Source organism: Leisingera sp. M658 (genome assembly GCF_025144145.1).
In the GTDB taxonomy this organism is placed as follows: Bacteria; Pseudomonadota; Alphaproteobacteria; order Rhodobacterales; family Rhodobacteraceae; genus Leisingera.
Map to the genome: position 1 here is coordinate 3,703,407 of NZ_CP083546.1, position 25,419 is coordinate 3,728,825.

The 25,419-nt window shown below is 57.8% G+C and carries 18 protein-coding genes and 6 pseudogenes; 14 read left to right on the forward strand and 10 right to left on the reverse strand.

Going from position 1 to position 25,419, the window contains the following annotated elements; genetic code table 11:
• Nucleotides 1-10: 10 nt before the first annotated feature.
• A complete protein-coding gene (locus K3724_RS18190; RefSeq protein WP_259987943.1) occupies nucleotides 11-994 on the forward strand; it encodes an AI-2E family transporter in 984 nt (327 codons plus the stop codon).
• 43 nt (nucleotides 995-1,037) lie between these two features.
• On the opposite strand, the gene K3724_RS18195 is transcribed toward K3724_RS18190, so the two are convergent.
• On the reverse strand, nucleotides 1,038-2,384 hold the full coding sequence (locus K3724_RS18195) for a mechanosensitive ion channel domain-containing protein (RefSeq protein ID WP_259987945.1): 1,347 nt from the start codon (nucleotides 2,382-2,384) through the stop codon (nucleotides 1,038-1,040).
• 637 nt (nucleotides 2,385-3,021) lie between these two features.
• On the opposite strand from K3724_RS18195, the gene K3724_RS18200 reads away from it, so the two are divergent.
• From K3724_RS18200 to K3724_RS18210, 3 genes are all read left to right on the forward strand, one after another.
• Complete coding sequence (locus K3724_RS18200; RefSeq protein WP_259987947.1) at nucleotides 3,022-3,441, forward strand: hypothetical protein; 420 nt, start codon at nucleotides 3,022-3,024, stop codon at nucleotides 3,439-3,441.
• Nucleotides 3,442-3,697: 256 nt separating this feature from the next.
• Nucleotides 3,698-3,895, forward strand: coding sequence for a CsbD family protein (locus tag K3724_RS18205; protein WP_129369364.1), 198 nt, complete (start codon nucleotides 3,698-3,700; stop codon nucleotides 3,893-3,895).
• A gap of 183 nt (nucleotides 3,896-4,078) precedes the next feature.
• Nucleotides 4,079-5,320, forward strand: coding sequence for a cation:proton antiporter (locus K3724_RS18210; protein WP_409201424.1), 1,242 nt, complete (start codon nucleotides 4,079-4,081; stop codon nucleotides 5,318-5,320).
• Between the two features lie 170 nt (nucleotides 5,321-5,490).
• On the opposite strand, the gene K3724_RS18215 is transcribed toward K3724_RS18210, so the two are convergent.
• A complete protein-coding gene (locus tag K3724_RS18215) occupies nucleotides 5,491-5,916 on the reverse strand; it encodes a hypothetical protein (RefSeq protein ID WP_259987952.1) in 426 nt (141 codons plus the stop codon).
• Nucleotides 5,917-6,063: 147 nt separating this feature from the next.
• Between K3724_RS18215 and K3724_RS18220 the strand changes: the two genes are divergently transcribed.
• Nucleotides 6,064-6,738, forward strand: coding sequence for a Crp/Fnr family transcriptional regulator (locus K3724_RS18220; RefSeq protein ID WP_259987954.1), 675 nt, complete (start codon nucleotides 6,064-6,066; stop codon nucleotides 6,736-6,738).
• Nucleotides 6,739-6,934: 196 nt separating this feature from the next.
• Here K3724_RS18220 and istB read toward each other — a convergent pair.
• Together istB and istA are read right to left on the reverse strand one after the other, a co-directional pair.
• Nucleotides 6,935-7,683 (reverse strand): annotated as a pseudogene (istB, locus tag K3724_RS18225) (IS21-like element helper ATPase IstB).
• Nucleotides 7,613-9,282, reverse strand: a pseudogene (gene istA / locus K3724_RS18230) (IS21 family transposase). Before istA ends, istB begins: the two co-directional pseudogenes overlap by 71 nt.
• A 300-nt stretch (nucleotides 9,283-9,582) precedes the next feature.
• On the opposite strand from istA, the gene K3724_RS18235 reads away from it, so the two are divergent.
• Entirely contained in the window at nucleotides 9,583-9,753 is a 171-nt protein-coding gene (locus K3724_RS18235) for a DUF1328 domain-containing protein (protein ID WP_259987956.1), read from the forward strand.
• Between the two features lie 659 nt (nucleotides 9,754-10,412).
• Here the strand turns inward: K3724_RS18235 and K3724_RS18240 are convergent.
• Nucleotides 10,413-10,872: pseudogene (locus K3724_RS18240) on the reverse strand (integrase core domain-containing protein); the annotation flags it as partial.
• Here K3724_RS18240 and K3724_RS18245 point away from each other — a divergent pair.
• Nucleotides 10,833-11,348 carry a hypothetical protein gene (locus tag K3724_RS18245; RefSeq protein WP_259987959.1) on the forward strand — a complete coding sequence of 172 codons (516 nt, stop codon included), beginning with the start codon at nucleotides 10,833-10,835 and terminating at the stop codon, nucleotides 11,346-11,348. The pseudogene K3724_RS18240 and the gene K3724_RS18245 overlap by 40 nt on opposite strands.
• A gap of 2 nt (nucleotides 11,349-11,350) precedes the next feature.
• On the opposite strand, the pseudogene K3724_RS18250 reads toward K3724_RS18245, so the two are convergent.
• Nucleotides 11,351-12,480: pseudogene (locus K3724_RS18250) on the reverse strand (IS5 family transposase).
• Nucleotides 12,481-12,518: 38 nt separating this feature from the next.
• On the reverse strand, nucleotides 12,519-13,583 hold the full coding sequence (locus tag K3724_RS18255; protein ID WP_259987961.1) for a site-specific integrase: 1,065 nt from the start codon (nucleotides 13,581-13,583) through the stop codon (nucleotides 12,519-12,521).
• Nucleotides 13,584-13,954: 371 nt separating this feature from the next.
• On the opposite strand from K3724_RS18255, the gene K3724_RS18260 reads away from it, so the two are divergent.
• The 4 genes and pseudogenes from K3724_RS18260 to K3724_RS18275 all read left to right on the forward strand — a co-directional run.
• Nucleotides 13,955-15,295: an integrase family protein gene (locus K3724_RS18260; protein WP_259987963.1), complete on the forward strand. Its 1,341-nt coding sequence runs from the start codon at nucleotides 13,955-13,957 to the stop codon at nucleotides 15,293-15,295.
• Between the two features lie 584 nt (nucleotides 15,296-15,879).
• Entirely contained in the window at nucleotides 15,880-16,569 is a 690-nt protein-coding gene (locus tag K3724_RS18265) for a PD-(D/E)XK nuclease family protein (RefSeq protein WP_259987965.1), read from the forward strand.
• 12 nt (nucleotides 16,570-16,581) lie between these two features.
• Nucleotides 16,582-17,223, forward strand: coding sequence for a hypothetical protein (locus tag K3724_RS18270; RefSeq protein WP_259987966.1), 642 nt, complete (start codon nucleotides 16,582-16,584; stop codon nucleotides 17,221-17,223).
• 135 nt (nucleotides 17,224-17,358) lie between these two features.
• Nucleotides 17,359-17,478, forward strand: a pseudogene (locus tag K3724_RS18275) (transposase); the annotation flags it as partial.
• Between the two features lie 8 nt (nucleotides 17,479-17,486).
• Here the strand turns inward: K3724_RS18275 and K3724_RS18280 are convergent.
• A pseudogene (locus K3724_RS18280) lies at nucleotides 17,487-17,923 on the reverse strand (transposase); the annotation flags it as partial.
• Between the two features lie 254 nt (nucleotides 17,924-18,177).
• Here K3724_RS18280 and K3724_RS18285 point away from each other — a divergent pair.
• The 3 genes from K3724_RS18285 (at nucleotide 18,178) to K3724_RS18295 (ending at nucleotide 22,257) form a co-directional block, all read left to right on the forward strand.
• Entirely contained in the window at nucleotides 18,178-18,837 is a 660-nt protein-coding gene (locus K3724_RS18285; protein WP_259987968.1) for a hypothetical protein, read from the forward strand.
• A complete protein-coding gene (locus K3724_RS18290) occupies nucleotides 18,834-19,499 on the forward strand; it encodes a hypothetical protein (RefSeq protein ID WP_259987970.1) in 666 nt (221 codons plus the stop codon). The genes K3724_RS18285 and K3724_RS18290 overlap by 4 nt, the downstream gene beginning before the upstream one ends.
• A 769-nt stretch (nucleotides 19,500-20,268) precedes the next feature.
• Nucleotides 20,269-22,257, forward strand: a complete 1,989-nt coding sequence (locus K3724_RS18295) for a peptidoglycan-binding protein (protein WP_259987972.1) — start codon at nucleotides 20,269-20,271, stop codon at nucleotides 22,255-22,257.
• A 123-nt stretch (nucleotides 22,258-22,380) separates the two neighbouring features.
• Here K3724_RS18295 and K3724_RS18300 read toward each other — a convergent pair whose 3' ends face one another.
• Nucleotides 22,381-23,355, reverse strand: a complete 975-nt coding sequence (locus tag K3724_RS18300) for a hypothetical protein (RefSeq protein WP_259987974.1) — start codon at nucleotides 23,353-23,355, stop codon at nucleotides 22,381-22,383.
• A gap of 35 nt (nucleotides 23,356-23,390) precedes the next feature.
• Entirely contained in the window at nucleotides 23,391-25,400 is a 2,010-nt protein-coding gene (locus K3724_RS18305) for a hypothetical protein (RefSeq protein ID WP_259987976.1), read from the reverse strand.
• Nucleotides 25,401-25,419: the final 19 nt, after the last annotated feature.

The following is a 25,419-nucleotide window of genomic DNA, read 5'->3' on the forward strand; positions in this document are numbered from 1 at the left end:
GGTCCGGGTGATGCTGATGATCCTTACGATCATCAGCATCACAGCGGCATTGCAGCATGCACAGCAGATCCTGGCACCGATGAGCTTTGCTCTGGTGCTGGGCATCGTTGTGTCGCCGCTTGCAGACAAATTGGCACGCCTTGGCGTCCCGCGGCTGGTAATTGCCTTGTCCCTGTTGCTAGCCTGCACATTGTTTGTAGCCACCGCCATACTGCTGATCGAGCCGGTCGTGAATGCCCTGATCGAGGAACTGCCGCGCATCAAGGCGGTCATGTCCTCATTGATCGACAAGGCCTCCTCCTTGCTGCGCGGGATAGAGACCATCAGCGAGGAAATCGAAAACACTGTCGGCGCTGAAGCAATGGAGCCTCAGACCGCCATCCCCTCCGTGGGGGACGCGCTGTGGCTGGCGCCCAGCTTTCTCTCTCAAGTGTTCATCTTCGTGGGCACGCTGTTCTTCTTCACGCTGACCCGGGACGATCTCTACCGCCTCACCGGTCCGTTGTACGGCCGGCTCAAGCATGCCGACAAGGCCGTGGCCCGCTATTTTGCCGCGATCACCGTGGTGAATGCTGGTCTTGGCGTGGTGACTGCAGGCATTTTCTTAGCTTTGGGGCTGGAATACGCCGTGCTCTGGGGACTTGCGGCAGCCTTGCTGAACTACGTTCTTTACCTTGGCCCGCTGCTGATGATTCTGGGGCTGGGTATTGCCGGCGCCCTGCAATTCAGCGGTGCCCTTGCCGTGGCGCCGCCGGTGCTGTTCCTTATCATTAACCTGACCGAGGCGAATATCGTCACTCCATTGCTGGTCGGCAACCGTCTGGCAGTGAACCCGTTGCTGGTGTTTCTGGCCATTGTTTTCGGCCTGTGGCTGTGGGGTCCCATCGGTGCATTTGTGGCGCTGCCGCTTCTGTTGTGGCTGGGGGTTATGCTGGATCCGCGCCACAGCCTGCCTGCAAAGACGGCTGAGGATCCGTTGCACAAGATTATGTAAGAGAAACATGCCCGCACCGCCAGGTGCGGGCGGCAGCCGGCCCTCACTCGGCGCGCTGCTGCGCATCCAGCAAGTTCTCCACACCATCCAGCCCCTCACGCTCCCGCTCAGCGGCCCCGGTCACCGCCGGTTCCGCCCGCGCCGGATCGGAGGCCTCGGGCAAATCAGCGCTGCTGGCCGATGGCGGGGCTTTCCGGGTGTCAGCGCGCTTCGCCGGGGCAGCAGCAGCGGCGTCTTGCGCCCCGTCCAGACGGACCCGGTAGATTGGCTCAGGCAGGCCGAATCCCGCACCTTCCAGCGCCATTTTGGCTGCCCGGATCGCCTCACCGCGCGCCTTGGCGAAATCCACCTGGGTCTGATCTACCCAGCCGGTGAAGGTCAGGATCACGTTGGAATCCCCGACTTCGCTGATCCAGGCGCCAACCTCCGGATCTTCCAGCACAAATGCCTGCGCCTCAAGTGCGGCAACCGCGGTGGACAACGCCGCTGCCAGATCGGCATCGGCATCCACGCCCAGATCAAAGCCGAAACGGCGATGGGGATCGCGGGTGAAATTCACGATGCGCCCCTTAAAGACCGTGGCATTGGGAATTCGGATATGGTTGCCCTCAGGAGAGATCAGGATGGTTGCCCGCGACGTCAGCCGCGCCACCGTTCCCTGATCGCCCTGAATGTCCACGTAATCATTGGGCCTGAACGGCTGGCGCAGGCTAAGCAGGATGGAGGCAATGAAGTTCTCCACGGTGTCACGCACCGCAAAGCCAAGCGCCAGGCCAACCACCCCTGCCGCCCCCAGCACGGCACCAATCAGCGCCGTTGCGTTCATGATATCAAGCGCCAGAACCAGCCCCGTCAGAATGAACATGATACGCGCAACCGCCCGGTAGACATCCGCAATAAAGGGGTTGGGCGCCAGCCGGGTCCAGATGCCGATCCGCGTTGTCAGCAGCCAGCCTCCCGCCGCCACCAGAAAGAAGGCCGTCACCGCGACCAGAAAAATCGGCCCGTTCGCCAGCAGGTTCCGCGTACGGGCGGCAATCCGGTCCACCGCGGGCGCCAGCCGTTCTTCTAGCGTGCCGCTGATTTCGGTTTCGTTCTCAAATGCCACGACACCCGCCACGCGGTTGACGATCTGCGTCAGCCTGTCTTGCGCCGCATTGTCGATCACCTGGCCGGTGATACGGACAACACCTTCGGAAACCGACACTGTCACGGCCCCATAGCCTTCAATTTCAGCGAGCAGCTTTTCGATCCTGCTCAGAATCGCGCTATCGCGCACTGCCGCGTCGCCGACTTCGATCAGGCCGTCGGTCTGAACCGGATCAGTGGCGGTCTGTGCCTGGCCGCTGGCCGTTCCAAGGCAGAGTGCAGCCGCAGCAACAAGGCACACTAAAAACGCCTTCAGTCTAGGCCCAAGCGTCGGGATGCGTCTCTGATGCCGCCCGATAAAAATCTTTCTACGGTTCAAATCCGCATCCTCCCGATCAAATCCAAGGCAGTTGCACCACACGGCTGCCATCGCTGCGGCAGGTCCGCACTGTTATGCTGGTGACGGTCCGCCTGCCGGAGCAGTGCGCTCTCCGCATCCGGCTGCTGCAAACGGTCCGCAGGCAAAAAGCTGGATGACTGGCGAACTGGATTGTCCTCATACAAAAATTCATAAAGCAGTCCCCCTGGCTTTAACACGCCTTGAGGCAACCGCGCCGTTCGGCATGGGTCACGTTGCAAATCCGCCATATGACGCCCCAAAATCCCGCACTGGCCAAGGGGCATAACCCCTAACGTGCCGCCCGCTGGAGAAAAGTGTCCTGTGACAATTGGCTTTACCCGCCGCTGCGGCCGAAGCTTTCACGGAAGACTTTCCTCTTCCGAGCGCACCATCCTAGGGCAATGCACGACAACCAATATTTATCAATACGTTAGTTGACACCCTCCCTTGCCCGCCTTCGGGTTCGCCACCCCGCGGCAGAGTCCGGACAGAAAAACACTCTGATGGCATTTTTTGAGGCACGGTATGTCATAGTTTAATGCCAGCTGCCCGGCGCAATGCCATGGCTCCTCTACAAGTGAATGGAGACCTTATGGGTACTGAAACTCGCGGCGCGGAAGCGCCGGTATTGATCCTGACAAAGAACGCTTTTGAAGCGCTTGACATAAGCGACTATCTGATGCGGCGCGGTCTGGATCCCGTTTTGAGCGAAACCAAAATTGAGCAGTGTTCCGCATTTTTCGATGACAGCCTGCCGCCGCCCCGGCTGGTGTTCTTTGCCTTCCCGCTTAATGATCCGGCGGCGCGTGACTGGCTTTACACCGCTCTGTCAAAAAAATGGCCCGTCATTCTGGTAAATGGGGACACCACCGAGCCGGAACTGCAATCCCTGCCCATGCTTTCCCGCCCGTTCAAGACATCCCACCTGGATGCTGTGATGGAGATGGTCAGCGAATAATGCATTCCGGCACAATGAATGAAGGTCACGCCCGGCTTCGAAGGGAGACACCCTGTCACGACGGCAGAGACCGCCCGGCAGCCAGCCGGTCCTGAAACTCCAATGTGGCCACTGCCGCACGCCGTCTGTGGTTTGCTGCCGATGCAAGTTTCACGGCCTACACGGAACCTTACGGCCTCGGCAGCGTTTTCTCATTGAGAGCGCGGCACCGCGGCACACCCCCGGTTTCCGCCCGATCTTGAAAGGAGAACACGACATGGACGACGACCGTTTCACCGGCAAATGGACCGAACTCAAGGGCCGCCTGCGCGAGACCTATGGCGATCTGACCGACGACGAACTGGAACAGGCCAAGGGCGAGCGCGAACAATTGGAAGGGCTGCTTCAGCAGAAACTGGGCAAGACCAAAGACGAAGTCCGCCAAGCTGTCGACCGCATGCTGGAGAGCATCTGAAATGGGCGCAGACCGCATAGCGTTTCTCACGCTATGCGGTTAGTACCGCCTATCAGGTACCAAACCCGTGCGGCCATCTGATGTCAGTAATCTTAGGCCGCACGCTCTCCTGCAATTCAAAGACCGGTCCGCTAGACTGCCTAAGACTGGTCTGGCGGCGCAAAATGCTGCTCAATGGCGCTCATGGACCACACTGAATTCTTTGGCTTCGCCTCCTATCACCTGATGCTTGCAGCCATGGGCGTAGTGATCATTCTTGCGCATTGGTCACCGCGTTTCTTTTCAACGCGAGAGCCTGCCGCCGCACCGCTTCTCATTCTGCTCGGAATGGCGGCTTACTGGCTGGTTCCGGGCCTGCCTGAGCTTCCAGACCCGCGCGCTCACCCGAAACCTTGGGAAGTTGTCAGCGAGCTGACCGTGATAATTGCGCTGTTTGCAGCCGGTCTCCGCCTCGACAGCCTGAGGCCATGGAAAAAATGGGGCCCGACGGTCAGGCTTCTTCTCATCGGGATGCCGCTCACAATCCTGGCGGTTGCCGTGCTGGGGTGGGGCTTGGGCGGCATGACTGCTGCCGGCGCAATACTTCTGGGTGCCGTGCTGGCCCCGACAGACCCGGTGCTTGCGGGTGACGTGCAAGTCGGTCCGCCGATGGAAGGCAACGAACACCCGGTGCGTTTTACTCTGACAACTGAAGCGGCGCTCAATGACGGGCTCGCCTTCCCCTTTGTCTACCTCGGCCTCATTGTTGCCGTGCAGGGGTTGAGCCCTCAGGCTTGGCTGGCTGACTGGCTTATCATCGATGTCGCGTACCGTATCTCAACAGGTGTTGTGATGGGCGCCTGCGGTGGGTGGGCGCTGGGGCAAGTGCTGTTTCGGTTTCCCCGTTCTGCGGTTCTGGCTGACACTGCTTCGGGCGTTGTGGCGGTTGCCGGGGTATTGCTTTGCTACGGTTCGACCGAACTGGTCGAAGGCTACGGGTTCATCGCCGTCGCTGTCATGGGGCTGACACTGCGCCGGATCGAAAATGAACACCGTTTTCACCGCAGGCTGCACGATTTCTGCGAAACAATCGAACACGCGTTGACCGCACTGCTATTGGTTGCCCTTGGCAATGTCCTGCCGGTTCTTCTTGAAGATCTAACTTGGGCACATCTCCTATTGGCACTTCTGCTCATCGGCGTGATCCGGCCTTTGGCCGGCTGGCTCTCGCTGGCTGGTTCGCAGCTCCGCAAACGCGACCGTTTTGTGGTGTCCGTGTTTGGCGTCCGGGGGATCGGGTCAATCTACTATCTCTGCTACGCCGGCGCACATTTGGAGTTTGTGAACGAACCGGAATTATGGGCCCTGATCGGGCTAACCATTCTGCTTTCGACCATGTTGCACGGCTTCACTGTCGGCCGCGCTATGGATGCGATTGCAAAATAGGCAGGCCGGTCAATCTGAAACACGCAGTCTATAACCTCAAGCGTTCAGGAAACGGGAGAAATTCCGGGAAAGGGCGACCAGACGCCCCAGGCATTCATGTGCACTATAACACGCGCATCCAGTGCAACAGCCATCAACATTCACGGACTTCGGCAATTCTGCTGCAATCCCTATCTCAGCCCTGCAACACCGCGATTGTTCCGCGTCCTGCACTGCTGCTGAGCCAGATGTGCCAGATGCGCCTGAATCATCCGGGTGGAAACTGGCCGGGCAAGCACCGGCCATCTTAAGCGCGGTGAATGCCCGTCCAGTTCGTCTTCGGCAGCATCACCCAATAGGACCAGCCTCCCGCCGCGTCCCTGAACCGCCTGATCAATCTTGAGTCTGGTAACCTGTTCGGATCCCGCTTCGACAAAGGCCACCGCAATCCGCCGGTATGGCGTGATCGACATCAGCGCGCTTTCATGCCCCTTTTGCACACTGATTTCGGCCACCGGGTCAAAGTCCGAGATGGTATCGCAGATATCGCAGGTGATCAGATAGTTTCTGGACACGATCAGATAGACATGTGCCCTGTCTTGATTGGGCTCTTCCATTGCTTCCGCTCCCCCCTACAGTCAAGCATTTTGGAACTTTTCAGGTTCAGGCGCATTAAACTGTGACATAGCTGCGAAAGGGGAATGCCCGTGTCACCAACCGCCTGCCAGAATTGCCCGCTGCGCAAGCGGCCCGTTTTTACACCGATGTCGCGTGAGGAAGTCATCTTTACCCAGGAGTTTAAAACTGGAGAGCTAACGGTGGATGCAGGCACGACGATCCTGCTGGAAGGATCTAACAGCCCGCAGCTCTATACAGTGCTGAACGGCATGGGCACGCGCTACACGACATTGGAAAATGGCCGCCGGCAAGTGATCAATTTTCTTTTCCCCGGCGATATTGCCGGTCTGCAGGCCAGCCTGATGGGAGAGATGAAGCATTCAGTGGAAGCGGCCACCCCGATGACGCTGTGCGTGTTCCGCCGCGCTGCGCTGTATGAGCTGTTCCAGCGGCATCCAGAGCGCGCATACGACTTGACGTGGATTGCCGCGGTCGAGGAGCATTTCCTGGGGGAAACCATTGCGTCTCTGGGGCAGCGGGATGCTTCGCAGCGCATTTCCTGGGCACTGGTGCGGATTTACGAGCGGCTCAAATCTGTTGGCATGGAGGTGAAGGACACAGTGCCGCTGCCATACCGCCAGCAGGACCTTGCAGATGCGCTTGGCCTGTCTCTGGTACACACCAACAAGATGCTGAAAACGCTGCGGGACAGTAAACTTGCACAATGGCAGAATGGAAATCTGCAGATCAGGAACCTGCCTGCGCTTGCCGAGGTAGCGATGATCGAATTAACCGCGCCCGAACGGCGGCCGTTGATCTGAGGCAGCTTTGCCAAGAGCTTCTGCCAAATCTTCCGCCTGCCTCCAGCTTGGGCTTCCCAGGTTTCAGCGGTCTCTCTGCGTCGAGTTTCTTCCGCGGGGCATCGCCACTTCAAAGATCAACAATGTCAATCGGCATGGAACTTTGACCCCCTATAGGCATCCAAAATTGACCCCCTGTTTGGCCAGCGTCGGTCGACTATTCTCGGGTTTTGAAGCGCCAGCTCTCGTTGCCTGTTTCGACGATGTCGCAATGGTGGGTAAGGCGGTCGAGCAGTGCAGTGGTCATTTTGGCGTCGCCGAAGTCGAGGTTGGTCGTCACGATGATCGATGTGCGCTCGTAGAGGCGGTTGATGAGATGGAACAATAGCTGACCACCGGTTTGTGCGAAGGGGAGATAGCCAAGCTCGTCGAGGATCAGGAAGCCGAGGCGGCACAGCAGATCTGCCGTGCGTCCCTGTCGGTCGGCGCGGGCTTCCGTATCGAGTTTGTTCACCAGGTCCACAACGTTGAAGAAGCGCCCCCGTCTGCCGCGGCGGATGCACGCCCGGGCGATGCTGACGGCCAGGCGGGACTTACCGGTCCCTGTGCCGCCGATCAGCACGACATTGCGTTGCTGCGCCAGAAACTCTCCGGTCGCCAGATCACGGACCAGCGCCTCGTTGACCGGCGTGCCTTCGAAGCTGAACTCATCGGCTTCTTTCGCCAGGGGCAGTTTGGCAATCGTCATCTGGTATTTGATCGAGCGCGCCTGCTTCTCACTGATCTCGGCGTTCAGCAGATCGCCCCCTCTCGGCAGCATGCTGCGCATGCGCCTGCCGGGCAATGGATGATCTGTTGCGGTTCGTGCTGACGCTTCACTGCCGTGGCGATGGTCTCATCGTAGGCGGCCTTCATGCCGTAGAGCTTCAGCTGGCTCATCGCGTCCAGCACCTGTGATCTTTCCATGGATGGGTCTCCTTAGGCTGTCATAGCGTTTGCAGCCGGCCACGGGCTCGCAGGTCAGTCGCAGCGCGTCGGGCGTATCGATGGTCAGCGGCGGCGGCGGCTCACGATGCCGGCCAGAATGTTGATGACGACCGAGGCCGCGGGGGCCCCTTCGTTCAGCGCTTCGGCACAGGCAGCATCCACTGCATCCAGCCCATCGGTCGGGATCATGCTCAGGATCTGGACCATCTGCCGGTCGCCATTGGGCACCTTGCCCAGTTTGCGCTGAATGCGCCTGATCGCTGATGGCAGCTCCCAGTCCTTGAAGGGAGCCCCATTCCTGAGGGCGTCCCGCTGCCCGGCAGCGCATGCGCAAGAGGGGGCTTGCGGGCCAGCACCGGGATGTAGTGCAGCGGATCGTAGATGGCCTTGTCGCGCCCGAAGGCTCGATCATGCCGCCCTACGATCTTGCCGTCCTGCCAGAACTCGACCCGCTCGGCATAGGCGCGGATCTCGACTGGCCGGCCGACGGCGCGGCCATCCACCGAATAGCGGTTCTTGTCGAACCGGACGAGACAGGTCTTCGAGACTGATGCCGGAACAGCGTGGAATCCATCAAAGGGGCCGGCATATGGCACCAGACTCGCCCGCTCGCCCTCGAAGACCTCCCAGATCGTGCGGTCTCGAAGCTCCTGATGCGGATGAGATTTGGCCCAAGCAACGCAGCGGTCCTCGAGCCAGGCGTTTAGTTCGGCGTAGCTCTTAAACTTGGGCCTGGGCACGAAGAAGCGACGCCGGACAACGCCGACCTGGTTCTCGACCTGCCCTTTCTCCCAGCCAGACGCCGGTGTGCAGGCAGCGGGATCGACAAGATAGTGCCCGCACATCTGCTGGAAGCGCCGATTGCAGGCCCGGTCGCGGCCCACGAAAATCGTGTCTGCCGCCGTCTTCGCTCGGCCTGGCCTCGGACCCATGGCGGCCAAACCTCGCTATCGTAGATCCCGCGCGTGCAGGCCCCGCCGAAGAAGGCGAAGGCCTGGTCATGGGCATCGAACACCATCTCTTGCGTCTCGCGCGGATAGGCCCGGACAAACAGCATGCGGCTGTGGCAAAGCCGGACATGCGCCACCTTCACAGTGGTGGTCGCGCCGTCGATCACCACAATCTCGTGGCTCCAGTCGAATTGGTAGGCCTCGCCCGGATCGAAGATCAGCGGGACATAGGCGGCCGCGGAGGCCTCTTGTTCTTCCTTGGACCACGCGGCCGCGTAACGCCGGACAGCATCATAGCCGCCGTCATATCCAAGGGCTCTCAGTTCTTCGAATATCCGGATGCGGGTCAACCGCTCGCGCTTTGGCTTCCTCGCATTCGCCGCCAACATCTCTTCGAGCTTGTCTTTCCATGGCCCGATCTTTGGCAGAGGCTGAACGCTGCGTTCGTAGGTTGCTTCCGTCACACCAGACCGGATCACCTTCCGCACCGTATTCCGCGATACCCGCAGTTCCCGGCAGATCTGCTTGATCGGTTTGTTCGGCATTGGCCTCGGACCAATGGCGGCTCAATGCCTCAATCCTGAAAATACGCCCGCCGGATCTTTGCTATCGTCTCCACGACCAACATCCCACTCTGTGCTCCCCGATAAGCTCGGGGGCATCATTCACATCAGTGTAAGGGGGTCTTTTTGGACGCCGATTTCCCCGCTACGGGGTCAAAATTGCATGCTTGTTCACAGACAACAAATGCGCGCCGCGTATAGGTCCCCGGCCCGGCCTTGCGCCCGGATCGGCCGCCAGAACTATGTTTTGTCCTGACGTGTCGCGGTAAGCACTTTGCCGCTAACGAGGTTCCGGACCGCAATACGGAACTTTTGGCTGCCTGACGGGTTTTACTAACAGCAACTCGCAACCGAAAGGACAAGGTATGCTCAATTGGGCTCTCGTTTTCCTGGCCGTTGCCATCATTGCCGGCATCTTCGGATTTGGCGGCATCGCTTCGGCCTCCGCTGGGATCGCACAGATCCTGTTCTTTATTTTTCTCGTGCTGTTTGCACTGGCGCTGATCCTGCGCGTGATTCGCGGCGCCTCCCGCTGACGGCCAGTGCGGGCGGCCAGTGTGGGCCGCCGTCCGAAATCGCCGGATTGTTAACCCGGCACTGCACTTCAATCAAACTGGACCACGCAGGTGGGGCTGATCAAGGCTTTGGCGAAGGGCAAAGTGATCTCAAGACCTTCTTCAGCTACGGCAATGTTGAACACAGCACAGACTTTTTCGAAGTCCGGGTGATGCTGCTCCCTGTCAATCAGCGCTTGATCAGAGCATCACAAAAGGCGTTGGCGTCTGACTGGACTTGCCGCTCAAAAGTTCCGGTCTCTCAGCTCATGTCAGGCAGCCCGTCTCTCGAAAGCCAATGGACTTTTCCCGCCAAGGGACGGCCCCCGCCTGCGCGGATTGCAGACTCCATTGATGTATTGAAATGGGCTTTCGCGTCGAAGGCGTGCGGGCCAAGCGCAGACCGCGTAACGGGCATGGAACTGATACCCACAGCGAAATAGCACTATGGCAAACGACGCGTGGGGTGCTCCAAGTTGTTGTTTTTATCTAGATTAATTGTCGCCCCCCCCGGGGGTGGGGGGGGCAGAATCGAACCACCGACACGAGGATTTTCAAACGGTCTTGCTGTCCGTCGTCATAAAAAATGGGACTTCAGAGCGGCTTGAGCATTGGAGGCTCTGGTTCGGTTGCGTGATTGATTATGCTGCCTGTTTCTGGTGTTGCAAGCGGCGCTGTCGGATCGTCAACTTCTTGATCTTCTCCCTTTCTCTCAGAATGGCTTTGTCCCTTCCGAAGTAGACGCCGGCGGGTGTGACGTTGCTCAGGCTCTCGTGGTAGCGCTGGTTGTTGCAGTAGTCGACAAAGGTCCCGATTTGGCGTTCGAGAGCACCGGGGAGATAGTAGTTTTCCAGCAGGACCCGGTTTTTCAAGGTCTGATGCCAGCGTTCAATCTTGCCCTCCCTTTTGCGGGTGGAATGGTGCTCCGCGCACATGGGTCATCTTTTGTTTTCCCAACCATTCAGCCAAATCGCCAGAGATGTAGCACGAGCCGCCGCCCATTGGGCTCGAACCAATGGCGCTTTCAATGGGCAGCTCGCTGAGCAGGCGCGGCTTTCGTAATGCTGGCCTTGGGCGATGACCTGACGCTTGAGCACCAAGCAATTTGGGGGGCCGAGGCGTCGGACCCGATGAAATCAATTTGGCGCCAAAGGCTGTTGGGTTCAGAAAATGACGCGGTACTCGCTCGCGAAGTCCTTGCAGCCGAACGCTTCGGTGCTGCCGGCTTTATCAAATCGATGGTCCTAGATCTGGCGGCAAGCGAAGATAGCTTAGATCAAGCATACGCAATTTCGATTGCGGGCTACTCAATTCGATCTGCTGAGTTTGCTGACATCGTGGGTAAGCACATCGATCACAGAGGCGTATCAGGCCAAGCCGCCAAGCATGCGTTTTCGGAACATGAGAATGCCATATGGGCGCGGCATTGGGTTGAGAGCATGTGGAACGCGCCGACGCCAGAGCAGTTCTGGCGATGCTTGATAATTACAAAGACTTCTATGGATGCGCGTGTGAGTCCCGAAGGGGCGTTGTTGCAAAACTCCCTCTTGAGGCCTGACTACCCCTTTCCCCTCTGAACTTAGGCGACGCGGACGATCTCGGCGGTGCCGAGTGCATTGAAGCGATTGATGAGGGCGATGCGGATGTGGATTTCAGCGGTTTGGCTACCAGGGTCTCTTGCGGCGATGCGTTCGCCGAATGCCTTCAAGCAGCGCATCTTTGCCTCGACCCGGCTCCGGGCGTGGTATCCTGTCCAGCGTTTCCAGAAGGCCCGGCCGTAGTGCCGGGTGGCGCGCAAGGTTTCGTTTCTGACCTGTGCCGCCGGGCAGTCTTCTTTCCACGGCCGACCATTCTTGCGGATAGGGATAATCGGGACGGCGTCACGCTTGATGATGGCGGAGTGGCAACGGCGCGTGTCATAGGCCCCGTCTGCAGTCACGCTGCCGATCTCTTCGTCCTTCGGACTCTGGTCGCGCAGTTCCGGCAGGACCGGGCTGTCCACTGCCCGGCAGTGGTTTGCGCAGCATAACCACGAGAGGGGCCGTCGCGGCTGGGGGTGAATTCCCTCTCGTCAGATTTGCTTTGCAAATCGCCTGCCGGACAAGGGACAGCACGGATGTCAGACGTGGCAGCATCCATCGCAAGATGCACCTTGCGCCCCTCTCATTGATTGCTCTGCAATCAACTGCCGGGCAGCGATTGGCGTCGCCCCTGAACGCCGTGCTTGCGGGCCTGCCACTCACCATCGCCAAGGAACTTGATCCCGGTGCTGTCCGTTGCCCGGCAGGGCATTGCATAGCAATGTCCCGAGAGGGGACGCAGGTTCAGCGGACCATCGGCGCGGCGATACGGGATCTGGACGGCCAGCGTTCTATGGGCTTACGCGGCCCCACTGGGGCCACGGTCCCATCTCACTCTGCCGGCGGCACAGTGTAGAGAAATCGGGAACGGGCCAGTCCACAGGTGCAAAAGGCTGGCGACCATCCCGGCGGTCTGCCGGAGTGGCAACTTGAACAGAACCTTGATCGACAGGCAGAACTGGATCGCCGAGTTCGAGAAGACTGGTGGACGCCCCGGTCGCCCTTCATGCGGCGCGAGCCAGGTCATCTCTTTGTCCAACCAGATCAGAAGCGACCCGCGCTTCCTGAGCGCATCGTTGTAGCTGGACCAATTCGTCGTGCGGTAGCGGGCAGGTGCGGGCTTGCTCATCTAACCCGTCTAACCGCATGGATTCGTGATGTGAATCCTTAGCGGTCAGAGTTCTGCAACAATGCCGCTTGGATGGCATAATGCCGGAGGGAGTACGGGGACAGCTTTCTGTCCTCGTCCAGCAGTTCAGCCTTCTCCAGGATATGGTTAAACAGACGCCGAGCCGTGTTGATGGCTGTCCTACGGTTGGAATATTCCGGCATCCACACATAACCGTTCCTGTCCGGCCCGTTCTCGTCAAAAGGGTTCAGTGTCCCCTGATAGAGGGGAACAGCCAGCGGCATGGTCACACTGGTGCGGCCACCGGTCTTACCGCCACGGACGTTCATCTCCAAGTGCGGCGGGTCGCCTTTGATTTGAATGTCCTTGTGCTTCAGCCCGAACAGCTCACCCTCTGTAGGCCGAAGGAACGTGTGAACGACAAAGCGGAACATCTTGGCGTGGTGGCCGGTGATCTGGACGCCACGGACAACGTCACCGCGCTTGGCGCATTCACCGGCAGCTCTCATGAACCGTTTGTACTCGTCGTCCGTGAAGGTGTGACGAGGCGTGTCCACGGTCTTCTGCTTTGGCATTACCGGCAGCACGTTCAGAATGCCGTCTTCCACCGCCAGGGTCAGGACCTTGCGGATGATGATGGTGTGTTTGGCCTTAGTCGATTCTGCCAGCCGCTTTGGCCGGTTCTCGTCCAGATGAATCAGGTAGTCCCGCACCTTGCCGGTGGTGATCTTCGTGACGTCATACTTACCGAAATAGCAGATCAGACCGTCCTTGGACCGGTTCAGCAGCTTGTTGTCCCCGTCCGACCACTTGGACTTGCCCTTCTGAATGCCCATCAGCTTCTTGGCATAGTGTTCGAAGCTGGTGGCTTTCTTCTGAGCATGGTCGCTGTTGGCCTTGCTGCGGTATGAGTCGGCAAACTCATAGGCCACTTCAATCGCATCCAGCCGCGAAGTCTCCTTGGACGACCGGTGGACGTATTTCCCCGCTAGGGGGGCTCTGAAGCGGATGTAGTAGTAAGGGGTGCGACCTGTCTTGTAGATCGCCAGCCCCTTCCGGAGGTGTTTGATCGTTGTAATTCGATCTTCGGAATCTTTGGCCAAACCGAGCCCATATGAGAAGTGTATAACCGTATATACTTTTAGAGTCGGCTCCGATGATCATCAACGGGCGAAATTATTCAGCTATATCAGGCTGTTATGGTGCCCGGGGGCGGAATCGAACCACCGACACGAGGATTTTCAATCCTGCTCCCGCATTTTCCCGCGAGAAAGAGATTTCCGGAGAACTCTCGATAGGGAGAGAGTGTTTTGGATTTTTATCTTTTTAAAACAGTCCTTTATTTCGACTTCAAGAGGAGGGTTCCACACCCTGCATCTCGTCCTGTCGGGTTTTTGTGGAAAGCTATCCAGCTCCAATTGCGTCCCCAGCACGTCCCCGGGATAATACCTTCCCAAAGGATAAGGAGTTCCCCATGGCGGTTACGGCGCTAACAGATGCATTCATCCGGAAGATCCAGATCGACCGCCGCAAGGACTTCGTCGATGCTCGGCAGCCTGGGCTTACACTTAGGGTTACACCAACCGGAAAGAAGACGTTTTCTGTCAGGGTACGTTCCCTGGACGGTACCGAGCAGCGCATCACTATCGGGTCCTACCCCGACATATCGCTGAAGAGCGCCCGCGAGATGGCCGCCGAAAAGCGCGTTGAGGTCCAGAAAACCACGGGAAACTTCAACCACATCCGAAGGAAAAACCAGGAAGCACTAAAGGCATCTCCGACACTGCGTGAACTGGTCGATGAGTTCAGAGCTGAGCGTACGGGAGTTCGAGCGACATGGACACCCCGAACTGAAGGTGGGAAATCTGAGGCGGAGCGCCGCATTCTTTCTGTCTTCAATCCACTTCTCGACTTACGGGCAATTGAAATTTCGGCTGACGACCTTGCGGCTGCGATGAGAAACTATAACCCGCCTTCAGGAAAACCAACTGCGAACGGACAGTGCAGCCGGGCGCGCGCCTACCTCATGCCCGTACTCGATTGGGCTGCGGGTCGCGAAAAATTCCGTTTTTCCGGACTCAAACGCCTGCCGGTGCTGAACGTGCCGGACATGCGTGACACCGCTGATCCGGCAAGCAACGACCCCAGCATCACGGGAAAAAGAAAACGGGCATTGAGGCGAGAGGAAATGGAGAAAGTGCTTCCGCTTCTCGCCCATCCGGCGCCCGCCTGCCTGGCAATGCGAATGAATCCGATTATCGACGTGCGCCCGATCGCCTTGCGATTTATCCTGCTCACTGCTGCACGTCTCGATGAGGTAGTGACCATGCGCTGGCGAGACGTTGATTTCCAGCGCCGGGAATGGCTGAAGCCATCAGTAAAGATGACCAAGGGCCCGCCAAGCCCGCAGCTATTGCCAATCCCCGACGTAGTGATCGGTATTCTTCAAAGGCTCCCTGGTTATGAGAGGCGCCGCCAAGAGCCCGACGCACTTGTGTTCCCATCTTCCTGCAATACGGAGTTGCAAAACTGGGATCGGATCACGAAGGCAATCCAGCGCGAAAGCAAGACTAGCGATTGGCATCGCCATGACTTACGTCGCACATCCGCAAGTTTGATGAGGTTGATCGGTGTAGACCTAGGTACGATTGATCGCATCTTGGGACACAACATCGATCATGATCGTGAAGGAACAAGTCGCGCGCTCGACAACTATCTTGCTGATCTGGACATGGGGGATGTCGAAGACCCTCAGCGTACAGCCCTGAGTAAGTTGGCAGCTGTTTATGCGAAGCTCACGGCCAGCCCGAGTTAAGTACCGCTCAGCTCTGCGCACTCATAGACGCGGCGCAGAGCCAGCTCCGCTGCGGGGGCGAAGGAATGACGAGCGGCAACACTTGTTGCGTGTTAGCCGTATGCAGTTGCCCGGTGGGCAACTTGCAAGGGGGCGTAAGAGGTATGCCGCTTTTTCCGGCGTACAGCTCAACCAGGCAGTCCAATCCGCCTGATCGTCAATGACAGGCATCCGGTCCGGGTGAATCTCCTTTACCCGGAACTCCGGCTGCCCGTCCAGGCGCCGGAAGAAGTCCGCAACGGCCACCGGCACCTCATTCAGAGCGTCTTCAAGCGAAACGCGCGCGGTCAGGTCATTTGCCATGCGGGAGCATCCTTTCAATTCGACGCACTATAGTGAGCCACGGGAGGGAAGAATGCTAGGCGCGCAGCGTCCTGCCTGGTCAAGTTCGAATTCAACGGTTCTCTGAAGAGCCTTAGAGCGGGTGGTGCGCGGCTTGGGCGCCTCGGGGAATACAGGGGCGCACAACTTATCCTTGATACGAAAGGATGTGTCCCGCTAGATGGGCGGAGATTTGATCATCGTATTTGCAGGGAAGGTTCGGCTTGACGACATTCACCGCTGAAGATCTGACCGCGTTATTTCGCGAGCTGGCGCCGCTGCGGGCACGGGCTTCCAAGGAGAAGCCCAAGGCCCCATCCGCACCCCATCTCGAACGTGCCTTTGCAGAGCTGCGCGGCCCGGTGGAAAACGCCAAGGCCAGAGGCGGGCTGCTCAATCCCTGGGAGCTGGCCGGGCTGAACCGGAATGAGGTCCGGGTCACCTCCGCGCTCGCAGGCCTCTGGCAGGAGGACTTTGGCGGCAGCGTTTCCCGGAGCTTCCTGGCGCTCTACCTCTACAGCGCGATCCCCGGAATAGTTTGGCTCGAGGAGCTGCAGTCCGGGTACCGGCTGCGCAACGAGGTGAATCCGCTTGGTGAGCTGGCCGACCGCATTGACCTGATGATCGAGACCCGCAATCACCTCATCGGCATCGAGGTCAAGATCGATGCCGGGCTGGGGCCGATGCAGCTGGAGCGCTACGCGGAAGCGCTCGAGGCCAGGGGCAGGCACATGGGCCGCCGCGCCAGCCTGGTTCTCCTGGCGCCATACCCGCTGATCCGGGACGGTGTCAGCTCCACCACATGGAAAGATCTGGCCGCGGCCGCCCGCGAGGCTGCGGGCAAGCCGGAGCGCAGCAGAAGCTTCATCGAACAGTATATCGCCCGATTCGGCGATTTTGTTGCAGACCTATAGGAGGCGATCGACATGACCCAGCAAGACAATGACATCGGCGCGGCGATCGTGCGCAATATCGATCTGCTCGAAAGCGCAATGAGCTATGCCTCAGAAACGATGGACCGCCTCATTGGCCAGGAGATCGGGGATATTCTGAAGCGGAAGAGGGATAAGTTCGGCTGGAACGGAGATGCTGTTGAAACCGTCGAGGATAACTTCTGGCTGTCCTCGCCGGAATGGATTTCGGAAGGCGATCCTGATGGCAACTACGACCTTTTCGTCGAGATGGACATGACGGGGGAGGCCGTAACCTGGCTGGCATATTTCGCGGGGGCTGCCGGCTTGGGCGTGCATCTGGAGCCATCATCCAACACCCTCTCACGAGGCCCCCTGAAGCGCGTTCTCAAAAGCAACCCGGAGCTCATGGCCGAGTTCGCCTCCAAGGGTTTTCATTGGGATCCGGAGGGCAAGCTTACGCTGCCGCTCGAGTTCTCCCGCGAAGCTCTGGCGATGGCCTTTGAGGAGGAGGACTTCTCGGAGGCGCTGGCACCCCTGGAAGAGGCCTTGGATCTGGTTTTTGAGGCGCGCGCGCTCTTCGACCGGCTGGCGGCGAAGATCCGCAAGGATGATAAGCGCAAGTCGCCCCGCGCGGCTGGCGGCAGGAAGGGCTGATCAGGCCGGGCCGGGACCGGCGCGATTTGCTGCACGAGGTCGCGGCAGATCGATCATTAGCTCTAGGCGGGTATGCCGCCCCGGCCTTCGCGGGCGATCCCAGTGATCCACTCCATGACCGGTTTGGAAATTTCTGCCGGCACGATCGGGCTGAACATCCCAAAGCTACGGAAGGGCAGCTATTTCCCCACGTTCCTGGAGCCCCGCCGGACGACCGAGAAGGCGCTGATGGCCGTGATCCAGGAAGCATATATCCGACCGCCCCGCCTTTCGGCCAACTCCTTCAGGCGCATCCGCAATTCAACCGCCGGATCGCGCCTGGATTGATATCTGTGGGAAGCCCGTCCGAAGCCCATGGCATTACAAGCACGGCGCTCCGACACCTCAAACACACCTTGATAGTGCCGGACGACCTCGCGGCGGCGGACAGGCTTCACCACTTTTTTCTCAGCGCGTCCTGCAACATCGCTTTGTCCAGCGTCAGATCAGCGACCAGGCGCTTCAGCTTGCTGTTCTCGTCTTCGAGCTGTTTCAGCCGCCGGATCTCCGACACACCCATCCCCGCATAGACCTTCTTCCAGCGATAGAACGTCGCTTCCGCGATCCCCATCTTGCGGCAAATCTCGCCAACCGTCGTCCCGGCTTCCGCTTACCTCAAAGCAAAGGCAATCTGTTCGTCGCTGAATCGTTTCTTCGGCATCGGTACACTCCCTCTCTTGCCAGAAATGTACTCAAAAATTCGCATTCACTCCGGACCAGCTTCAGGGGTCAGGACCACCAGAACGCAGTCAACAATTGCAACATAGTTGGTGTCTGCCGCTTCTCGGCTTTGGCACGGCTTCATCTCTCATCTGCGCCTTCACACACAAAGGCTGTATGATATTCTGTCGACGCAACCCAGATGGGGTTTGAGTGGGAAATTTTGACCAGTAATCTGACGGACGGAGGCAGAATATGCCAGAATTATCAGCCGAGTTGAGATGGGAGCTAAGAGAGCTTCTCGATCAAGAGCTCAAACGGAGTCACAAAATAACAGAATTAACAGCTGAGGGTAGAGAGGAAATAAGAACGTTTCTCAATCAGGAGCGGCGTAACCTTTTTATAGTTGGGAGCGCTTCGACGATTGCGGTCGTGACACTCATCGGCGGTTTCCTCGCCTATGTGTTGGACGACATAAGAGATAGAAGCGCAATCGCCGCCGAACAAGCCGTAGCATCAATCAGGACCACGGCCTTTGACCCTGAAATCAGGAAATTAGATGATGCCGTCAGCGAAGCTCGCGACCAGCTAAGCAAGGAGCAGCGCAACCTGCAAACACTTACTGCGCTGGTCGCTGACGCTCAAAGTGATATCGAACGTTTAGCTGCTCAAGCAAGAACGGCCTTGGAAGAGTTAGATAAGGCCGAAGGGAGCCTTGTGTTCGCTGAGAAGATGCTAGAGTTCAATTCAAAGATTTCTCATTTGGAGCGAAAACTCTCCGATTTCTCTGGTGGTACGGCACTTAGTGCGGAACTCCCGGTTTCGCCCTCAACTGTTCCGGCGTGGCCAACAGACGCCCCTTTATCTGAATTGTTTGGCGCTACCCCAATCTCTGAAGGAGAACCGGACGAATGAAGTTCTTTAAATGTATCATCCTATCTTTGAAACTTGCGCTCGTCGCTCCAATTTCTCATGCGCAACCGCTCGACAGTTGCGTAGACGTTTCTCAAGACAGTTTGGCCTCTGAGCTTATTCGCTGCGTTACAGAAGTAACACAGCTCGTAGACAGATTAGCCCGCGAGAACAGGTATCTTTGGAGTGAGGTTTATGGTCTGAAAGACGATTTGAAACGTACCAAACTAGAGGCATTGCCCAGGGGAGCGGTAGTCGCATTTGATACGCCTTCAGGGTGTCCAATAGGTTGGAATCAGTTCAAACTAGCATCAGGGCGAGTAATAATTGGAACTGGGTTCGGTGGAGGTAACACTGCTGCTGATGGGCCTCTTACTGAGCGTCGTTTTCGAGAAGTCGGCGGCCACGAAAACCATACACTAACGGTTGAGGAAATGCCCGCACACCGCCACGGAATTCCAATGGTTGCCGCGCCTCATGACTATCTAGATGATGGAAAAGGAACAGACGCCCCGTACTTTGATTTCTCCGAACGGAAGGACGTTTCAATTCAAATTGGAGATTCCGACCCTGACCAAGGAGTCTACACCAGAGGTGAAGGAAAACCTCATAACAATATGCCGCCTTACATAGCTCTCTACCTCTGCAAGAAAGGCGAACTTTAGGTAATTCAGGCCGTCGAAATTCCTTACTGGCATATCCGCAGGTTTGGGGGGCAATATCTGTGATGTACCTCTACAAGGTGGTCAGCGATAACGGAACGGAACTGACGACGAAGGCCATCCTGAAACGGCAGGAGGACTGCAAGATCGCGTGGCACTACATTAGGGTCTGGACTTCGGTAACGAGGCCGTCCCAGTCAAGCGGTTTTAGGCAGGCAAATTGATCCGCCAAAGCGGTTCCGCCGGTTCTATTCTAGCCCTTCCTGCTTTTTGCTGCGGCTTTCGGTTGAGGTCTTTCGGGTACATGCTTCGGTCCGTGGTCAGCGCGCTGGCTGCCAACATGATGCTGGCTCGATGCAATTCAGATGTGCCCATCTCATTGGCGTGCTTGACACCGAAAAGAAGGCAGTAATTTCGCCCCTCTAACGGAAACCTCGGCGGGGGTGATATCCCTTGCGATACTCCCCACTGAGTACTGGATCCCATTTGAAAAAAGTTCTTACTGTGAGAGTAATGACATGAGTGCTTCTGGCTCGAAAGAGGGAGGTTTCACAACCATTAGATATGCCTTCTGTCAAAGACCCGCAATCGATTGTATCAGAGGCTGGAAAGTTGAATGCGAGCACAAGATTTGCAATGTGAAACTTCGATACTACAAGGGGCGATGTCGACAGCATATAAGCAGGATTTCAGAAAATTCGAAAAACGATGTATTCTCATACTATTCAGGATTGATTCTCCTGCCTGAGTTTAGCCAGAGATTGAGGGTGTCATGTTTGAGCTGACGGAAGATCACATTCGTGGAATGTTTCACCTTGCCAACTTCGAAGTTCCAACTGATGAGATGGTTTTTTTTGGTCTGCGCGGCTGCTCGCCTGTTGCACAACAGGGGGTGATGTCAAACAGGCACACCATGGTCGAAAAGGGTACGGATTTTCGCCACCAACGCTGCACGATTGGGCAGTGGATTCCCGGGGAAGGCTTTGCCGTATTTGCTGGCAGCACCGTGCCCAATATCTCGGGCATCGCTAAATATATGTCCAACAATGGCAATGGCGTGAACATGCTCGCGCCGTGCTATCTTACCGATCTGCCGGACTCATCCGACCATCGCTACCAAAAGGGGGATCACGGCCTTAAATCAGCGCTTGGACCTCACCGTGCCTTCCGGAACGCAAACAAACTGCCGGTTTGGCGCACTGGCGACGACACTGATTACGAAGGCAACGACCGTTTGGTTTATGAAACGGCTTATGACAATTTGCACTGTTCGCGCTACATGGATCACACCGCGCCGGGGTATTCCAGTCTTGGCTGTCAGGTTGTCGCTGGTATCGCTGGTCGACGGTCCAGCAATCCCGGTGGCGAAAAAGGCCCCTGGAAAGCATTCGTTGATGCCGCCTATGCCCTTCCTCAGCAGCAGTTCAGATACGCTCTGTTCAACGAAGGCGAAGCCAGCCGGACCGTGGCTCTCGGAACCAACGGCCGGTCGCCCTCGATCCGCTTTGGATCAACCGGAGAGCTGGCCAAGCAGGTTCAGCAAGGTTTGATCGAAGCTGGCCACTTCATTGGCAGTGTGGGCGCCGACGGCGTTATTGGCTTCCAGACACTTAATGCAATCCGCGACGTGCAGCTAGAAGCCTTCGGACCCACCGGCGTGGACCTTGTCGTCGGCCCAGCAACCGCAGCCGAGATCGGCTTATCCTGGCCCGGCGCCGGCGGCGTTACAACTGTTCCTACCGACAGTAGGGGAGGGCTGGGAGCTTTGAGTTTCGACCCCGACGACGAAGAAGATGACGGCGGGGCGGCGCAGACTGCGGAATTCGATCCTCCGATCCGGAAAGAAACGCGGCCCAACGGCAAACTGCGCTGGGTCTTCAACGATCCCGAAGACGGCACGCGGCGATACATCGGCACGGAGGCCAGAATCTCAGGGTCCAAATTCAAAGGTCTCGCCCGCGTGAGAGGCTTCACGTCGGAAAAGGCACCGATCTATGGTTACAAAGTCTGGGCCAATGAATTTGACCACTGGGCTGCCTTCATTGAACCCACGGCCATGGGCGAAAGCCAGGGATCGTTTTCTTGTGTGAACAGCTACGACCGTGCAGCCTTTACCTTCGGGTTCTTTCAATTTGCGGCGCATACACCGGATGCCAACCTGATCGTGCTGTTCAGAAAGCTGCTCGACCTTCCTGACGCCGAGCACTACTTTCCCGATCTGAGCTTGGTGGGCGGGCGCGTTCATCAGATCACGGCGTTCGGTACAACCTCGCTCGAGGGCGCACAGGACCGTCTGGATGGCAATAGTAGGCCGGGCGAGCAGGGCGGCTTCATGACCTACCTGAATACTAACATGACCTCGGTGGATGACGCAGAATTGAAAGCCGCTTCACGGCTTATTCAGTGGGCCTGCCGCAGTCAGGATCACCGACTGGCCCAGGTAGAGCTTGCGATTGAGGCCGCCAAATCAAAGGTCGCGATTGCTGCACAGAAGGTCAGCCAGAAAGGAGCCACCTTGGATGGGGCACCTATGCCGGTGTGCGCCATGGTAATGGATATCCTGCATCAGGGACGCGGCACGTATACGCGGATCGCAACCGCACTGAATGCCGCAGACCAGATGCACGCACTCCGCCAAGTTGGACGGACCGCAGGCTATGCAGCCCGGATCGACCTGGTGGCGACCAAAGCGTCGTCACTTTTGGGAAGCGGCACGCTTGGAAAGCTGCGTTATGACGTTGGTGCAAAGGACTTTGCCTAGCACTCTACGACAAAATCGCGCGGATCGGAAAGGCGAGTACCGACTGCTGATAGTTCATCACAACTGGCTGTGAAGAAAACTGGCATCGGCCTCGCGGTGGCGGCTACAGGTGGCGAAATGCACTCAACCGGCCTCGGAATCTATCTTTATGGTGCAGTTAAATTTGTCGAGCGTCTCTATCTCTTCCGGGCAAGACAACCAAGACGGCACATCCAACATCTTGCGGAGGTTTGTCTGCGCAGGCGTGTCATTGTCTGCGGGCTGGCCGTCAAATGAGAAATCCGTCATGCGATTAGAGTATCTGAAAACGACGGTCTCAACGCTGCATATCACTGCACCGGCAAACCGTAAAAGTGACAGGTCAGGCAGATCGGCGGCATCAAGGTCGCTGAAATCCACATCCGCCGGTTCGGTTGCACAAGCGGAGCTTGAATTGTTACGCAACGCCGCCACAGTCTTTTTCTGCGGCGCTTCTCCCCAGAATGTCCCGTAGTCAGTAAGAAAGTGGTCAAGATTGCTCCGAATTTCCTGTACCGCGTGTGTACTTTCCTTTGATTTCATTGCGGCAACTATTACCCGCGCAGCCGAAGCCTGCACACTCAGCACCCAAGCTTTGAGCTGCGGATCCATCTGGGCCTTACCCTTCGGAAAGTCCCGCGCGCTTTTCATATGCATGAGCGCCACAGCGGCATCGTCCTCGGTTGGCTGGGTTGGCAGGTTGCGCTGCCAGATGATCGGGCCGCGCAGCTCGACAATCAGGGCGTCGCGGTCACCGAGCTGGTTAACATCACCTGTTTTGCTGGCCTTCTCAAGAGCTGCCAGCGCGAGGTTCGTATTCCCCTGAGCAGCATAGATGGCGCTGAGGCGAACAAGCAGGCGCTGATTGACCGCCGTCAGCTCTGGGTTTCTTTCAATGAACTGAAGGATCTTTTCGTCGGAACTTGTTCCTTCGCCAAACTCAACCGCCAGAACCTGAGCGTTGGCTTCGGCTACGATGTTTTCAACATCCTGCTTGGTGGCGCAGGCCCCCAAAGTCAGTGCTCCAACCAGAAAAACGCCTCCGGCAACGCGCGAGACTGACTGCAAAATCTTCTTCATGTTAAGTCCCTTTTGAATGCGTTTGAACCGTTGCATTATGCTGAGTTAACCTGATGCGCCACGGCGCGGAAATGTGCGACAAAATCCGTATTGCCTGCGCTGATTTCAACCAGCTTGCCATTGAGCCAAAGTGCAATCAGACCAGCGATTGTGTCGGGCACCGAGGCCATGTCGACCGAGACGCCGATCTCACGATCCGCCAGAATGAGAGCTTCGCGCACCACCGGCTTAAGCAACTCCGTCAGCTCATCGGCCGAACTTGCCTCACCGAGCAAGCTCTTGCCATGCAGCGCCAGTCCGGCCAGCGCAGCCTCTGCAATTTTGACTAGCCCATGTTCGGACACCAGCATTGCCGGGGCGTCAGCAATCGTTTCCGCGACGACGGCGATGACCGCCGCGGCCAAATCACTCTTGGTCTGGACAAAGAGGCGTGGGTTTCTGGCGACCATTCCAACCGCGAGCGATGCCAACGAAGCCCCGGTCACCTGTGATATTCCTTTTGCCCTCACCATCTCCGCGACTTGTCGTGTAATAGAGCCAACGGCGTTGGCAAAGTCACCATTCGAGGCGCCACCGGTTCCTATAAATATCGACGGATAGGCCGAGGCAGTTTCTAGTCCAGCAATCAACACCGCCTCGGCGATTTCTTTTGCGCTGGGTTGCGCAAGGTCAGCGAGGCTCAGCAGAGTTAGGCGAACCATCTCTGTTGTCGCCTCCGAGTGAAAAGTGATCAACTGCGGAGAACTGGCCGCGCTGCGGGCCAACTCCCGGGCAAATCGATCCAGGAATGTGTCGTCAAAAACGCTGCGCAGCCCGGTGTCGGCTACAATTGAAGCGACGCTGCCAAAGAGCAGTTTCGGCCAATCCTCGTCGATCAACTCCGGATTTGCGGCAATAGCGGCTATTGCGGATTCGACTGTCGCCTCCAGGGCCTCTTGCGTCAGGAAATCGCGGCCCGGGGTTTCGCTCAGGACGTTGAACGCCGAAATCAGCACCTTGCCCAAAAATGGGTTCTGTCCCTGGACTAGGCTAGGGCCATAATCGCGCGCCGCGCGAAAACCGGCCCGCGCTAAGTCGGGCCAGTGTTGAACGAAGAAGGTTTCCAGCGACATGGAAGAAGCACTTCTCACGACTTCCGACGCCGAGGTGAGAAACCCTGAGATGGCTATCGTGAGCCCCTTTTGGTCGGAGCTAGATAGTTGGGTTGATCCTTCCTCGAGGATCTCTGCAACTAGTTGCCGGTATCCCTGCCCCCTGGTCAGACCGACAAGAAAATCGTCCCGCTTTTCCTCCGGCTGAGCATGCCGAGCGTCCGCCAGCGCATCCAGAAGGCCATCCAGCCAAGGGGTGTCGAATTTGACCACTTCGGCGGCATCGACCACCCCATTCAGGGTGGCTCCAACTAGTTCCGCCAAAAGGCTCCGGCCGTTGGCAACTTCAAGCAATTCAGGCGTCGCAAGCCGTTCGAGAACCTTGGCGACGATCTGTCTTTGTCGCGGGTTCTTGATCAGTTGTTCCTGAGTGGAGAGTGTAAACTGCGCGGTGGCGGACAAGAGAACCGTGCCCACCTGCCATGCTGTGGACTGTTGCCGGTTGTCTTTTCCGCCAACCAAAAAATAGACAGCCTGGCGGGCAGTGGCAGTATCTTCCACCAGCCCAGCCTCTTCAAGCGCCGCCAAATAAATGGAGGTGGCATCGACCCTGGTATCAACAAAGGGAATTTTTGATGGGGCCACATCCTGCAGCGATGCCACAACATCGGGGAAGTTCTCGTTATCTCTAGCCAGGCGGGCCGTCTCTAGTTGGGCATCCGACCATAGTGGTTTGCCTGCCGTGCGGCGGTTTTCCTCCTCTTGCACGGCATCGCGCAGAGCTTCCACGAAGTCCTGGAGGGACTGCACTTGAACAGTGGGGGTCTCGGGCCAGGCGAGCGGTTCGTTCACGACTGCCTTCTCCGCGAAAATCCGATCCAGGCGGCGCCCGGCGTGCAGTGCCACGCCCGCCAGAGACAGCCCTAGGTTAATTGTTTGCAGCGCTATTGGCATTCAAAATTTCTCCCTAGTT

What these genes read in the sequence shown, in the direction of transcription:
- K3724_RS18210 (WP_409201424.1), top strand. Translation starts at nt 4,079, where the DNA reads ATGGACCACACTGAATTCTTTGGCTTCGCCTCCTATCACCTGATGCTT.
- K3724_RS18295 (WP_259987972.1), top strand. Translation starts at nt 20,269, where the DNA reads ATGTTTGAGCTGACGGAAGATCACATTCGTGGAATGTTTCACCTTGCC.
- K3724_RS18220 (WP_259987954.1), top strand. Translation starts at nt 6,064, where the DNA reads ATGTCGCGTGAGGAAGTCATCTTTACCCAGGAGTTTAAAACTGGAGAG.
- K3724_RS18300 (WP_259987974.1), bottom strand. Translation starts at nt 23,355, where the DNA reads ATGAAGAAGATTTTGCAGTCAGTCTCGCGCGTTGCCGGAGGCGTTTTT.
- K3724_RS18205 (WP_129369364.1), top strand. Translation starts at nt 3,698, where the DNA reads ATGGACGACGACCGTTTCACCGGCAAATGGACCGAACTCAAGGGCCGC.
- K3724_RS18260 (WP_259987963.1), top strand. Translation starts at nt 13,955, where the DNA reads ATGGCGGTTACGGCGCTAACAGATGCATTCATCCGGAAGATCCAGATC.
- K3724_RS18245 (WP_259987959.1), top strand. Translation starts at nt 10,833, where the DNA reads ATGCTGGCCTTGGGCGATGACCTGACGCTTGAGCACCAAGCAATTTGG.
- K3724_RS18200 (WP_259987947.1), top strand. Translation starts at nt 3,022, where the DNA reads ATGCCAGCTGCCCGGCGCAATGCCATGGCTCCTCTACAAGTGAATGGA.
- K3724_RS18290 (WP_259987970.1), top strand. Translation starts at nt 18,834, where the DNA reads ATGAAGTTCTTTAAATGTATCATCCTATCTTTGAAACTTGCGCTCGTC.
- K3724_RS18190 (WP_259987943.1), top strand. Translation starts at nt 11, where the DNA reads ATGCTGATGATCCTTACGATCATCAGCATCACAGCGGCATTGCAGCAT.
- K3724_RS18215 (WP_259987952.1), bottom strand. Translation starts at nt 5,916, where the DNA reads ATGGAAGAGCCCAATCAAGACAGGGCACATGTCTATCTGATCGTGTCC.
- K3724_RS18305 (WP_259987976.1), bottom strand. Translation starts at nt 25,400, where the DNA reads ATGCCAATAGCGCTGCAAACAATTAACCTAGGGCTGTCTCTGGCGGGC.
- K3724_RS18285 (WP_259987968.1), top strand. Translation starts at nt 18,178, where the DNA reads ATGCCAGAATTATCAGCCGAGTTGAGATGGGAGCTAAGAGAGCTTCTC.
- K3724_RS18235 (WP_259987956.1), top strand. Translation starts at nt 9,583, where the DNA reads ATGCTCAATTGGGCTCTCGTTTTCCTGGCCGTTGCCATCATTGCCGGC.
- K3724_RS18270 (WP_259987966.1), top strand. Translation starts at nt 16,582, where the DNA reads ATGACCCAGCAAGACAATGACATCGGCGCGGCGATCGTGCGCAATATC.